This is a genomic window from Chamaesiphon sp. VAR_48_metabat_403, from assembly GCF_031422475.1.
Taxonomy (GTDB): Bacteria; Cyanobacteriota; Cyanobacteriia; order Cyanobacteriales; family Chamaesiphonaceae; genus Chamaesiphon.
In genome coordinates, this window is the sequence record NZ_JANPLS010000264.1 from 1 (window position 1) to 13,440 (window position 13,440).

Annotated in this window: 8 protein-coding genes and 1 pseudogene; 4 read left to right on the forward strand and 5 right to left on the reverse strand. The window is 46.6% G+C overall.

Annotated elements, in window-relative coordinates; genetic code table 11:
* The 4 genes from RMO79_RS12130 to pilM form a co-directional block, all read right to left on the reverse strand.
* The coding region (locus tag RMO79_RS12130) for a secretin and TonB N-terminal domain-containing protein (RefSeq protein WP_310483420.1) at positions 1 to 1,665 on the reverse strand (1,665 nt) is incomplete at its 3' end.
* 131 nt (positions 1,666 to 1,796) lie between these two features.
* Positions 1,797 to 2,576 carry a pilus assembly protein gene (locus RMO79_RS12135; RefSeq protein ID WP_310483421.1) on the reverse strand — a complete coding sequence of 260 codons (780 nt, stop codon included), beginning with the start codon at positions 2,574 to 2,576 and terminating at the stop codon, positions 1,797 to 1,799.
* 58 nt (positions 2,577 to 2,634) lie between these two features.
* Positions 2,635 to 3,627: a PilN domain-containing protein gene (locus RMO79_RS12140; RefSeq protein ID WP_310483422.1), complete on the reverse strand. Its 993-nt coding sequence runs from the start codon at positions 3,625 to 3,627 to the stop codon at positions 2,635 to 2,637.
* Positions 3,628 to 3,631: 4 nt separating this feature from the next.
* Positions 3,632 to 4,747, reverse strand: coding sequence for a type IV pilus assembly protein PilM (pilM, locus tag RMO79_RS12145; protein WP_310483423.1), 1,116 nt, complete (start codon positions 4,745 to 4,747; stop codon positions 3,632 to 3,634).
* Between the two features lie 522 nt (positions 4,748 to 5,269).
* Here pilM and RMO79_RS12150 point away from each other — a divergent pair.
* The gene (locus RMO79_RS12150; protein ID WP_310483424.1) at positions 5,270 to 5,515 is read left to right on the forward strand and encodes a hypothetical protein; all 246 of its coding nucleotides are present in this window, start codon (positions 5,270 to 5,272) and stop codon (positions 5,513 to 5,515) included.
* Between the two features lie 358 nt (positions 5,516 to 5,873).
* Positions 5,874 to 8,897: a phosphoenolpyruvate carboxylase gene (gene ppc / locus RMO79_RS12155; RefSeq protein WP_310483425.1), complete on the forward strand. Its 3,024-nt coding sequence runs from the start codon at positions 5,874 to 5,876 to the stop codon at positions 8,895 to 8,897.
* Positions 8,898 to 9,284: 387 nt separating this feature from the next.
* Here the strand turns inward: ppc and RMO79_RS12160 are convergent, their stop codons facing one another.
* The gene (locus RMO79_RS12160) at positions 9,285 to 10,904 is read right to left on the reverse strand and encodes a DUF3352 domain-containing protein (protein ID WP_310483426.1); all 1,620 of its coding nucleotides are present in this window, start codon (positions 10,902 to 10,904) and stop codon (positions 9,285 to 9,287) included.
* Positions 10,905 to 11,285: 381 nt separating this feature from the next.
* Here RMO79_RS12160 and RMO79_RS12165 point away from each other — a divergent pair, with 381 nt between their 5' ends.
* Both RMO79_RS12165 and RMO79_RS12170 read left to right on the forward strand, forming a co-directional pair.
* Entirely contained in the window at positions 11,286 to 12,959 is a 1,674-nt protein-coding gene (locus RMO79_RS12165) for a hypothetical protein (RefSeq protein ID WP_310483427.1), read from the forward strand.
* Between the two features lie 34 nt (positions 12,960 to 12,993).
* Positions 12,994 to 13,440: pseudogene (locus RMO79_RS12170) on the forward strand (molecular chaperone DnaJ); the annotation flags it as partial.

A 13,440-nucleotide genomic window follows, 5' to 3' on the forward strand; every position in this document is an offset into this window, starting at 1 on the left:
AAAGCCATTATCATCGATCCGGTTGACCAAGATTTCTAGAGTCAATCCAGCTTGTTTGATAATTGGCTCTCTAGTACTAGTAGTCGCACCAGTTCCAGCCACAGAGTTGATTTTAAATCCACCAAATACATCTTGGGTCAGATTGACAGTAGATTTTTGACCTTCTTGCACTACCAAAGTCGGATCGGTCAAGATTTTACCGTTACCGCTGATGATTTGCGCTTGGAGGGTAGATAGGAACTTAGAGGGAATTTGATAGTTAGTGGGCAATCCGTATGTTGCGACAGCAGGTGTAACTTTGATGGTTGGCGCAAATGGTTGACCGGGTTGAACGAGATTACCTGTAAGTGGGTCGCCTACGGCTGTCGATCCGGTGTTGAATCCACCTGGTGTTACTGTTCTGACTTCTGGAGTATATCCAGTTACACCTGGTTGATAGGGATTAGCGACCGTGCCGAAGTTGGGACGTGGAGAGTTACCAATCAGTCCGCCAGTACCAGGCTGACTGCCATCTTGATTACCTAAGTTAGCATTAGGCGAATAATCGAGGAATGGTGAACCGCCATTGGGTAAGTTGAGTCCGACAATCGGCGCAACAATCGGGCTATTTAATGTCTGACTGGTGGTAGGAGGATTGTAACCACCATAGTTATAGACTGCGGCACCTTTATCGACAGAGAGGAAGCCATCGCCAACTTTAAAAGATAGGCTGTTGCTTTGGAAGTTAGCATTTGAGAGGTTGACATCGACGATTTTGACGTTGAGAGCAACTTGACGACGGCGAGCGTCTAATCTGGTCAACATGCTAGTTGCCATCTCAACCTTGCGGGGAGAACCGATTAGAGTCACCGAGTTGAGTCGTTCGTCGGTGCTGACAGCTAGACCTTTAAGCAAGAGTGGACCATTACCTTCATTGGCTTTGAGTGCCAAAATTTGTGGGGTTCTGGTTTCTACCGTACGTGCGGAGGCTCCTGTACCAACGGTTTGGAGATCGACTTTGGTAAAAGCAATTTGCGTTTCTGCACCTTGAGTGGTGAGGAAGTTGGCAGCAGCAGCCGAAGTTACTTGGTTCATCCGCATGGAACGAACGATCGTTTCCCGCACAGAATCAGGTAAGCGAGTGCCGACAAAAATGGTATTACCGACCCGATTGGCTTCTAAGCCACTGAGTTGGAGAACATAGTTAAACGCATTTTGGACTGGCTCGTTCCGAAGGTTGATGCTAATGTTTGCATCGGTTTTGGCTTTACCATCAGCACTAGCGGTATTGTCAGCAGCGTAGGCTAAGTTGAGATTAGCCGATCGAGCTAAGGACTCTAATACTTCCCGTGCGGGAGTATTTTTGAGTACCATATTAATCCGAGCGGTAGAATCTAAATTGATTTGGGGGATGGCCGCATCGAGATTGGACACGCTAATATCGCCGACTGGTGGTGCGATGGCACGGGGGCTGGTTGGCGCGTTATCGATCGTGACCTTAGGGTTTGGTACCAGCGGCTGTTGTGTTGGGGCTGGGGGTGCTGGAGGCGTTTGAGCGACGAGATCGTTGCTGGGATCTGGCTTGTCCGCTGGTGCGGGCTGCGCTGCATTGACATTAGTTACAGATAGTGCTGCAACTGCGCTACCCATGAAAATGCTGGTAATAATCTGTTTACGTTTGCTCACTTTATTAAATCTCCTACTCCAGGAACTTGTTTACGGGGTATATCTGATGTTGTTAGTTAGCAGTTAGTTAAGACAAATCGAGAATGTAAGTCGCTCGATCTTTAACTGTTAACTGGATGCTGCCGCCGCGATTATTTTTTCGGCGCAACTGGTGGGGGAGCCGCAGCAGCTTGCTCTGCGGGATTCATCGGAATTAGAGCTTGGATTTTGAATGTAGTTTTGATAATAGGTTCCGGTCGAGGCATGAGTCTGCCCTGAGCATCTACTAAGATCTTCTGATTCAACTTATCTGTCTCTGTATTCGCATTAAAATCTTTAACAACTAGCAATTGATCCAATCTTTCGATCGTCCGTAAGATCGACTGAACTTGCTCGAAATTACCACTAACTTCAACCTCTACGCTTTTGCGCTTGATTTTGTAATTTAAGGCTGCACCTAGCGAACTATCGATGATGGGAGCAGCACCACTACTACCGCTACCAGTAGCGAGTATTTCTGGCTTGAATTTTTGCAACTCTCCTTGACGGATATTGACTAATTTATTCAGATCGAGCAGTAATGTATCTAGCTTTTTATCACTGGCAAATAATCCAGTAATAACTTGTTGTTGAGCATTAACGCGATCGAGATTTTTTTGAGCTTCAGCAATTTTTTTGCTGTTGTCCTTTCTAAGTTCGATCTGCTCTTTGGTCTGAGCAAGTTTAGTCTCTAACTCCTGGTTTTTTGCCAATTGCGGTTGTAAAAAACTGCCATATATATATCCAGAGATGCCAGCTCCCACAACCGCCAAACAGATACCGCTGACGATCGGACTAAAGGTAATTCCAAAGATAGATGGGTAAACTGGTGGTGCTAGAAAAGAGGTATTGCTTGCTAAATCGCTATCGATTAAATCGCTACTATATGTCATGGTTCGATCGCCTGTTGTTGATGACTTCCGTGCGGAGTTATTAAATCGCTACTATATGTCATGGTTTAATCGCCTGCTGTTGTTGAAGGCTTCTAAGTCTAGTTACCAATCCTACTGCCCCTTTGCGTTCTAATTCGCGGATTAAATCTGCTGCGGGAACGCGTTTGATCGAAGTTTGAATTTGGTAAGTTACCACTTTTGGCAGCTCTAATGTCTTCGATTTACCCAACCCTGTCGTTCCCGCAGTAACAGCAGCACCATTTTTATCGACAGTAACGGGTACTAAAGTAGAAGGTGTCAAATTAGCACTAACTAATTGAGTTTCATCAGAGCTGAAGAAAGCTGATTGCTTGAGAGTCAACATAAAGTTATTAACTTCCTCAAAAGATTTTGCCGTTCCAGTAATCTCGATCTTGGTTGTTGGTACATCAGCAGGAAGTGTTGCCACGATCGCTGGCGTACTACCTACTGAAGTTGAAGGCGTTGCCGTAGTAGTTGTTGCTGGTGTAGCACTTGGAGCTGCACTCGGTTTAGCTTCAGGATTGGGAGGGGTAGAGATTTTGTTAACTAAACCGCCACTGGGTGCTGCGGGTGCTGCGGTTGCTGGAGCTGGAGCTGGAGCCGCAGCGACAGAAGTCTGGACGATCTTAGAAATCTGAACGCCTTTGGGAATGCTTTCTCGCAGATCTTGAAGGATTGCAGACCAAGGTTGCACCTGATTGAATACGCCAGCCAAAGATTGGTTTTGCTCGTTAGCTTGGGCGATTTGTCCGTTGAGTTGTGCCAATGTGGCATCTTGAGCTTTAAGACTGCCCAATTTTTGGTCGAGATCTTTTTGTTTGGCTTCGAGTTGGGTAGTCTGTTGACCTAAAAATAGATAACAGCCACCTGTGAGTAGCATGCTGAGTGCGGCGATGCCAACACCCACAAACAGGGGTGCTTTGCCATATTTAGCAGTAGGCGCGATTGTCGTGTTGTTAATAAACTCACTTTGTGCGCCTGTCTGGTATTCAGCGCGTTCGCGCAGTAAATTAATATCGATAGTGTACATATATTTATACCTCGCGCATACCTAAGCCCAAGACTACACCGAGTCCAGGTCGTTGACCGATGGGAATATCCATCTCTGGTTCCAACCCCAATCCGCCGATGGGATCGACTTGAGTGGTGGGAATGCTCAATCTTTGGGTGAAGAACAGATCGAGCTGTCCTAAGCCGCCGCCTGGGCCAGCTAAGAGCAGTTGTTCGAGTTTGAGTTCTTGACCGTTATGGCTCATGTAAAATTCAATGCTACGACGAACTTCATCGGCTAGTTCGGTCAGAATCCGCATCATGGCAGCCATACCAGGATTGATACTAGTCATAGCTTCGCTCTGATTATTCAGGCTGCTGACGGGGACATCGGGGATGGTGATATCTTGCAGTGCGTCAGAATTTCTAGTCAGCGGCAGATTCATCGCGCTACTGAGAGCTTCTTGGAGTTGGAAAGTCCCGATCGGTACGGTACGATTGAATTGGGGAATGCCATTAACAACGATCGCAATTTCGGTACAATCAAATTCGATATCGATCAAGACGACGGCTTCTTGAGGCGCGAATTGACGCAGTTGTTCTTTAATCGTGCGGAGGACGGCAAAGCTGCTAATTTCGAGAACTTTAACTGCCAATCCAGCATACTGGAAAGTCTCGATATAACTATCGGTAACTTCCTTGCGGGTGGCTGCCAGCATCACTTGGACTTTATCTAAACCGTCTTCGTCGGTAACCAAATCGAGTTTTTGATAGTCGAGATCGACTTCTTCACGCGGGTACGGGAGATATAATGCTGCCTCATGATTGAGAATCAAATCGCGTACTTCTCGATCGTTTAATTCGGCTGGTAGCGGAATTAATCTAATCACAGATTCCCGCATCGGTACCGACGTGGTAACGTGAGTTGCATCGATCTTGTTGTCGGATAAAGTCGTCCGAATCAAGTCACCTAACTCTTGGGGATTAATAATTCGCCCTTCTTCAAAAATTCCTTCAGGAACTTCTGCAAAGCAGAGCTTTTTGAGCGTGAGATCTGCACCTTTTTTCTGGAGTTGGGCAATATTGATCCGTTCGGATCCAAGTTCGATCGCCACTCCACTACCTCGTCGAGGGAATAGATTTTTTAATCGATTAAGCATATAAATTTGTTACTCATAGCCGGGAACATGCCACTAGGAAGAAGTAGCGAAGACGGGGGACAATGCACTGCGAAGCTGGGGTGAAAGTTCCTAGAAGACGGTTGGGTGACTCCTCGATCCCTAGACGATCTGAATTGTTTAAATATTCAATTACTCTCCTACTTAAATTACCCTCAACCACCCATCACAATTAACATACCTGTAAGTTTTTTTTCGATTTAACCGAATCTATCCATCCGATGAGCGATCGATCGCCCAGAGATCGCCATCGATCTAAGCGCGACAAATCTAGACTCAGCAATACTTTGACGCTATCTATCTAGTAGATAAAGTCAAAAATCACCCGAAATATATATCTTTCCCTCCTTACTCCTTACTCCTTACTCCTTACTCCCCGCTCCCGATCGTATCGATCGGCACAGGCACAGACTCGTTAACTCGACTATGATGATAAAAGATTGAGCCTCCATACCTGCCTCTAGACAGGCAATGGAGTTGTTCGCATTAGTTTATTTGGAGTTGATGACTGCTATGTCAGGATCGCCAGTTTCAGCATCGCGGATTTCTCTAGTTTCACCATCGCTGCTCGTAAGCCTGACTGCGACTCCTTGGTTGAGTGCAATTGTTGGTTTTAAAGCTGCTGGTGACTTGCTCGAACGATTGGGAGTAGCCAGTGAGGAGGTATTTAGGGGCGATCGCTTGCCTGTATTACATTTTAGCGATCGCCATGAAGACATCGATGCGCCAGGAAATCGATCGGAGTCATAGTTAAACAGAGAACTTGACTCAGATTTAAAATCTCTAGTGGTGCGAAAGGAAATAAAAAAAGCACATACTCACTAGCGATCCTTTGCCCTTACACGACTGATAGTAAATGTATATTAGTAAAGATCCGATCGATGCTATGGCTTCCAAATCTTTGATATAATTAGGAGCGACTTCGATTACCGATCGATCTCGCTCCTAGTCTGCGATCGCAATAGCCAAGCGTTGGCAAAGCCTCTCGCAAGAGAAGCAAAATTTTTCATCGTGAGGTCGTTTGAGATCGTCAGCCTGCTGGGTTGAAGATAACAGCGTCACCTTGGGTTGTTTTCACCCCCACGTCCATATCGCGAGCAAATGTCATATGCACCCGCTAACCCACGTCTCGGAACCAGAATTCATGGTTTCTTCCCCATCCAATCTCTTACTAAACCATCGGCTCAAAGTAATTGAAGACTTGTGGGAGCGCGTGCTCCGAGATGCTTGCGGTCAAGATTTAGTCAATCTTCTCAACCAACTGCGCGAGATGTGTTCGTCGGATGGAAGTCTGTCAGAACCCCTATCGCAGGAAGTTCACCAACTGATCGAAAAACTCGATCTTAAAGATGCGATTCGTGCGGCGAGAGCATTTGCGCTGTATTTTCAATTAATAAATATTGTCGAGCAACACTACGAACAGTGCGAACAGAAATTAGCACTGAAATTATCGCTTCAATATTCAGCACCAACTACCGCCAGCACTCAAACCAGCCATCATGCCCAAAACATTCCGCCGTTGGGTGCTGGGTTGCTCGAAAAAACCTGGCAAGCCTCTAGCGATCCTCAAAAAGATCGCGGTACTTTTAATGCGCTGTTTCCTTTACTTAAAGCCGCTGGAGTGCCGCCTCAACACATTCAGCGACTATTCGACGAGCTAGATATTGGTTTGGTATTTACCGCTCACCCCACCGAAATCGTCCGCCATACAATTCGAGATAAGCAACGGCGAGTCGCCCAAATTTTGGAAAAGCTCGATCGTGCTGAGGAAGATTTAACCCGATTGGGGATTCAGTCATCGTGGGAAGTTGTCGAACTCGAAGGACAATTGCTTGAAGAAATTTTGCTGTGGTGGCGGACGGATGAATTACATCAATTCAAACCGACGGTGTTAGATGAGGTAGATTATACCCTGCACTACTTTGAGGAAGTACTATTCGATGCGATTCCTCAGCTATCGCAACGATTGAATACAGCTCTCAAGCAGTCTTTCCCCCACCTCAATCCACCCAGCAATCGGTTTTGTCGGTTTGGATCGTGGGTAGGCTCGGATCGGGATGGCAATCCTGCGGTTACCCCGACAATCACCTGGCAAACTGCATGTTATCAGCGCGGTATCGTCCTGAAAAAGTATATTAAATCGATGCGGGGCTTGACAAATACCCTCAGCCTGTCGCTGCATTGGAGTAATGTCTTACCAGAGTTATTAGAATCTCTAGAACAAGATAAAGCTCATTTTCCCGAAATCTACGATGAGCTATCAATTCGGTATCGTCAAGAACCATATCGACTCAAATTGGCATATACGATCGAACGACTTGCCAATACTTTAGATCGATCGCGGCAAGTTGCCAAATGGGATAGCTTAAAGCTGCCCAAAGCAGACCTCAACCCCCACACCTGCTACCATTCTGGTGCCGATTTCCTCAAAGAACTAGACCTAATCCGGCGGAGCATTCAGCAAAACGGGATAACTTGTCAAGCCTTAGAAACACTAATTTGTCAAGTCGAAATATATGGGTTCAATCTCGCCCAACTAGATATCCGTCAAGAAAGCGGTCGTCATGCTGATACGATCGCCGAAATTACCGATTATCTTCAAGTCTTACCCGGATCTTATCACGACCTATCTGAAGCCGATCGAGTCGCTTGGCTGGTTGCCGAACTCAAAACCCGCCGCCCCCTAATTCCCGGCGAACTACCATTCTCGGATAAAGCGGTAGAGACGATCGAAACCTTTCGGATGCTGCGCCGACTCCATCAAGAATTCGGCCCCGAAATCAGCCAAACTTACGTCATTAGCATGAATAAGGATGTCAGCGACATTCTCGAAGTCATGCTGCTAGCCAAAGAATCGGGCTTGTACGACCCGGCAACCGGGATTACCAGTTTGCAAGTAGTACCCCTATTTGAAACCGTCGAGGATCTTAAAAAAGCACCGCTGGTTATGCAGTCGCTATTCGAGTTGCCGCTCTATCGATCGGCATTGACAGGCGGCTACAAGCCAACTCCAGCGAATGCGATTCCCGGTTTGGTACCCGATCTGCAAGAGGTCATGCTGGGCTATTCCGACAGCAATAAAGATGCCGGATTCCTGAGTAGCAACTGGGAAATTCACAAAGCCCAAAAAGCCCTCCAATCGATCGCCGAGAAATTCGCCGTGAAGCTGCGGATTTTCCACGGCAGGGGGGGAAGCGTTGGTAGAGGCGGCGGCCCATCTCACGAGGCGATTTTAGCCCAACCAGGGCAGAGTATTAACGGGCGGATCAAGATTACCGAACAAGGTGAAGTTCTGGCTTCTAAATATTCGCTGCCCGAATTAGCACTTTATAATCTCGAACAGGTGGCGAGTGCGGTAATTAAAACCAGCCTGATGTCTGGCGGCATCGATGATATCGAACCGTGGAACGAAGTGATGGAAGATCTCGCAGATCGATCGCGCCAACATTATCGCGCCCTAATTTACGATTGTCCCGATTTAGTCGATTTCTTCCATCAGGTTACCCCGATCGATGAAATCAGTCACCTGCAAATCAGCTCCCGTCCCGCTCGTCGCGGTGGCAAACGCGATCTTGCTAGTTTGCGCGCCATTCCCTGGGTATTTAGCTGGACGCAGAGCCGCTTTTTACTACCTTCTTGGTACGGTGTTGGGGCGGCACTGCAAGAATTTGTCGCCGAATCGCCAACCGAAAATTTCGAGCTGTTGCAAGGTTTCTATCGTAAATGGCCATTTTTCCGGATGGCAATTTCTAAAGTAGAAATGACGATTTCTAAAGTAGATTTGCAAATCGCACGTCACTATATGAACGAACTCGCGCAACCAGAATACAAAGAGCAATTTGAGGTGCTATTCGATCGAATTACCCAAGAATATCGACTCGTCAGCGATATGGTGTTGCGGATTTCCGGACACGAGAAATTTTTGGATGACAATCCCGAACTCCAACGATCGATCCAACTGCGGAATGGTAGCATCGTCCCGTTAGGATTTTTGCAAGCCTCACTGCTCAAACGGTTGCGCCAACATGGTGGTACGGGGATGATCTACTCCCGCTATTCCAAAAAAGAACTCCTCGATGGCGCGCTCTTAACCATTAATGGGATTGCGGCGGGAATGCGAAATACGGGTTGATATGAGTGCGATTCGGAAGTTGCGCGCGGCTACCCTGTATCCACAAATCTGCCGGACTTCGTTTTTAGATCTAAATCCCCCTGCCTTTTTAAAGCTACGGTGTATACACAAGTCTATTGGACTTCGTTTCAAGATCTGAATCCCCCCAACCCCCTTTTTAAGGGGGCTAAGATCGGGTCAAAGTCCCCCTTTTTAAGGGGGATTATGCAAGACAAGACAGGGGAATTCACACCAATTTTGCTTTTCTCCAGAGATGTGTATACACGGTAGGCTTTTTAAGGGTTGGGTGATTTCCACCAATTTGGATCGTCTCTAAAGATGCATACACACGGTAGGGCGCAGGTAGGGGCAATTCATGAATTGCCCCTACCTGCTTGTGTAAGAACTTTATTTATTAGTCGGCTTGAGTGTCAATAGAGCTTCAAACTGACTGGTATTTTTGTCGGGTTGCGCCGAACTCATTCCCAATCCTTGAATGGAGCTAATTATCGCCTCCACATCTGGGGGAATCGATTTGCCTGCCATCGCACCCATTTTGCTATTAACTAGCCCATACACCTTTTCGATATCGATATAGGCGTAGCTTTGTTTTTGACTGGGCATCGCGCCCATTGCCGTAGTAAAATTAGCAGCACGCTCGATCGATTCGCCAGAACGAGTGGCAATCTTATCCATCAAACCATCGCCAACGGCAATCGATAGCGATTTATCCGATAACCAACCATAGCTAAACAGCGTCCCCTGTCCGGCGGGAGCCTTGATATCGAACACCTGCGCGCTACCGACTTGACGGGGTTCGACAGTCAATCCAGAACCCTTGGCTAAATTGGTCAGCTTGGTCATCGTACTGTCCGTAACGGCGCGATCGGTACTATCGATCGTCAACACACCGCCAAAGCCCGCAGCGGCGGTAATCCCGGTACTTACAGGCATCATTCCCATTGTATAGTCGCCACCCATCCAGCTCATCACATCTTTATCCAGATCGAGCTGAGTCGATTGGGTAAAGCTTTGGCGCATTTGGTTAAATGCTTGTTGAGTTGTTGGTTGCGCCGCTGCGATTTTGTTCATCTCCGTCCAAACTTGGCTCAAACCCGTACCGCCGACGACGGCGAAGGTATCCGAGGGGAAACTGCCGATCGCTTTATTAGCTGTAGCGGGTAGCTGTAAAGTAGTGCCATCGGTTTTGGCAACAAATTTCATCCTAATCCCGGCATCATCGATCGCAATTCCACCGCCGAGGGATTGAATTTTTTTCAATTGTTCGAGGGTAGCGGCATCGATTGGCATCGGTTGTTTGCCAGACTTAAATAGTTGCTCGACAGTTTGAATGTAATTAGGAATATAAAAAGCCGCAATCGGTTGTTTGAGTCCGAGGGTATCGGCTTTAAACCAATCGTTACCCGCTTTACTAGCCAGCGATGGTTGTCCCTGAGCGGTATCGATCGCTAATTCTAGCGACTTTTGTTCGGGTGAGACAACTAATCGATCGTTAACGATCGCACTAAAAGTTTCGCCACTACCTTTACCAGAATCGGTAATTTTGACACCTTTATAGTCGATTTCTTTAGTCGGTTCTTTGCTTTGAGCTTTGAGTTTATTAGCAAAATCTAGGGCTTTAAGTTTGTCTTTAATCCCGATCGCGATTAGGACGCGAGGCTGCGCCGATCCGCCGCTGCTAGCTGGCAAAATGGCAAACATGGTATTACCCAGCCACGGCTGAATATCCTGGGCAAAGTCCATTTTACTTTGAGCCAGAAACTTTTGTTGGGCTTCGGTTACTTGCGCCGTAATAATTTTTTGGGCGGCGGGAGTCCCAAATTTTTGCAACTTCGCCCAAGCCTCAGTATCGTTAGAGACATAAGCTACCATCATGGCATCGGCAGGAATCACCCCAGCCAGATCGCTAGGATTGCTCTCACCTGAATAGATGTATTTATAAGCGGCGAACCCAGCACCAGCAGCTCCGACTAGTAATGCAGCGGTCGCAATTCCTTTCTTAGACATAATATTATATTTGAGATTTTTTGGTATAAATTCGCCGAGTTATTAACTGGGGAACATTTGCAAACATGTATCGATCCGATTCAATCGATCGACAGCTAATTCCGGAAAGTTACTACTAACTTATGATTAATAACTTACATCCTGCCACTGTCAGGTGCATAATCGCTGAAATATTGGCCAATTCTTGAATTTCAGCGTCAGTACTTTGACTGAATCTATTTTAACAAATTAGTTTGGTTTCAAGATGTCTATTCATAATATCGCGATCGTTAACAATACGGAGATCGTTAAATTAACCCTGTTGTAAAAAATCGTTCCTGTGAGTCTCTGTAATGGAGAGTCGCCAGCACCAAAAAAATTCAACTAGATCGGGGTGTATATATGTCAAAAAATCTCTATAGTTCGGTGCATATAGCTGGGTGGGTATGGATTGTTGAAACGATCGGCAATTGGAATCCTCAGCTTTTACGCGAATTAACCAGTCGCGTGAATTGGCGGAATCTGATTGTCACTGGATTATTATCGATCGGACTACAGGCATCATTCCTAGCCTATCGATCGAGCTTACTACCAGTCGATCGAGTTGCCGATAGTTGGGTTTACCAGCAATACTGCCAAAAGACTTTAACTCCCGGCTGTGCTGCCGAGGCCAAGGGCATCCTCATTGATTGGCAGGAATGGTGGGCGCATGTCGCAATGGGTAGCGGACTGATATTCGTGCTGATGGCGACTGTGGGAGCTTATTTTGTGGCGAGTAGCTTTCGTCAGGAGCGAGAGCTAGGCACGTTAGATTTTTTGCGGCTCGTTCCCCGCAGAGCTGATACAGTACTGGTTGGTAAACTTTTAGGCGCACCAGTACTGGTTTATTTTGCTGCGATTTGCGCTTTACCGCTTCAGTTGTATGCGGTACGTGCCGCACAGATTTCGATATTGACAGTACTGGCTTGGGATTTGGCAATGGTGGGGTGGACGGTAATGTGTTATTTGAGTGCCGCAATCGTCACGCTCAGATCGAATACACTGCCGATTTTGTCAGCAATTTCGACGTTGGTGTTATCTAGTGTCTTGGTGACAATCTGTTTGCGCTGGTATGGTAAATACGATCGGTCTACACTGCAATGGTACGGGATTGGCTTAGATAACCACCCCCCAACATTTTTAATACTCAGCGGACTAACGATTTTAGGTAGCTACTGGCTGTATCGCGGCTTAGAACGGAGCTATCAGCAGCCCAGTAGTCCGATTTTAAGTCGCACTCAAAGTTATTTGTGGACGCTGACTTATCATTTATTTTTACTAGGATTTTGCGTCGTTCGCAAACTTATCGATCGTGCTGACTTTTTAGATCGCCCCAGCGATACCAAATTTGCTCATCGACTGGCTTTCGATCCCAGTTTGAACGCTTATAGTGGTGGCGGCTCTTACGATGGTATCTACGGCAATTTACCGCCACTATTTTGGAGCCTGTTATTATTTTGGATGCTGCTGACGATCGCGCTAATGTTACCGAGTGTTCGATCGATGACAGAATGGGCGCAAGAGCAGCAGCTCAAGCCAGATCGGTGGCAACCGATGTTATGGCAGGATCGCAGCCCAGCTATATTAGCAGCTTTGGTCAATATCGGCATCGCAATTGTGGTTTGGAGCATTCCTGTCTCGCTCTCATTCCCAATCACCCGATCGAATTTGGCAACTTGGCTGCTATCTTCAATTATTTTACTCATCTGCACCGGGATCTGGAGTACGATCGCGCATTTAAAGCAATTCGGGCGAGTGCGGCACTACCGCTGGTTGGTGTTTGGATTCGTGACTATTTTGATTTTACCTGTATTTATCTGGGAGACAAATGCTCGTGGTAGACACCTCGGCGAGTGGATTGGGCTATTTCCCGGTACATTTTGCCAAATGCTACTATCGACGATCGATGCCAATCGGTGGGGATCTGTTATCGTCATTTTGGGGATGTTATGGGTCTGGGTTTGGCTGCTATTATGCTTGCAAACCAAATTAGATCGAGATCTGCGATCGCGAGATCGAATAACTGGATTAGAATAGTGCAGTTGCGATCTCTAACCACCATATCCATACTATGGCTCGAACAGCTAAGTCCACAGCCACTCGCCAGACTGTTAATAACACTGGTGTTGCTGCTAGTTCCGATATGCTAGCACTTTCCGATCTGCGGATTCGGCTAGAGTTTTTAGAGCGGGATAACGAGAAATTACTCAAGCAAATTACCAAAAAACGCACCGAGCTAAATAATTTAGTCGCTAAAATTCGAGAGATTGGCGTAGAAGTAGCCCAACGGAGCGCGCCGATTCTCCAACAACTGTTAGAACTAGATGAGAAAATTCATGGTGTATTTACAGAAATTTTTAACGGTAAAAAGCTAGGTAAACAAACGCGCAAAAATATTGAGAAAATTTACTATACCCTGCAAATATCCGGGTTGATTAGCTCTAAGGAGATCGACTTTGATGATGATGAACCAGCAGAAGTAGATGATGAAGATGAATGGGATGCCGAAGAATTTTTC

What these genes read in the sequence shown, in the direction of transcription:
- RMO79_RS12165 (WP_310483427.1), top strand. Translation starts at nt 11,286, where the DNA reads ATGTCAAAAAATCTCTATAGTTCGGTGCATATAGCTGGGTGGGTATGG.
- ppc (WP_310483425.1), top strand. Translation starts at nt 5,874, where the DNA reads ATGCACCCGCTAACCCACGTCTCGGAACCAGAATTCATGGTTTCTTCC.
- RMO79_RS12140 (WP_310483422.1), bottom strand. Translation starts at nt 3,627, where the DNA reads ATGTACACTATCGATATTAATTTACTGCGCGAACGCGCTGAATACCAG.
- pilM (WP_310483423.1), bottom strand. Translation starts at nt 4,747, where the DNA reads ATGCTTAATCGATTAAAAAATCTATTCCCTCGACGAGGTAGTGGAGTG.
- RMO79_RS12150 (WP_310483424.1), top strand. Translation starts at nt 5,270, where the DNA reads ATGACTGCTATGTCAGGATCGCCAGTTTCAGCATCGCGGATTTCTCTA.
- RMO79_RS12160 (WP_310483426.1), bottom strand. Translation starts at nt 10,904, where the DNA reads ATGTCTAAGAAAGGAATTGCGACCGCTGCATTACTAGTCGGAGCTGCT.
- RMO79_RS12135 (WP_310483421.1), bottom strand. Translation starts at nt 2,576, where the DNA reads ATGACATATAGTAGCGATTTAATCGATAGCGATTTAGCAAGCAATACC.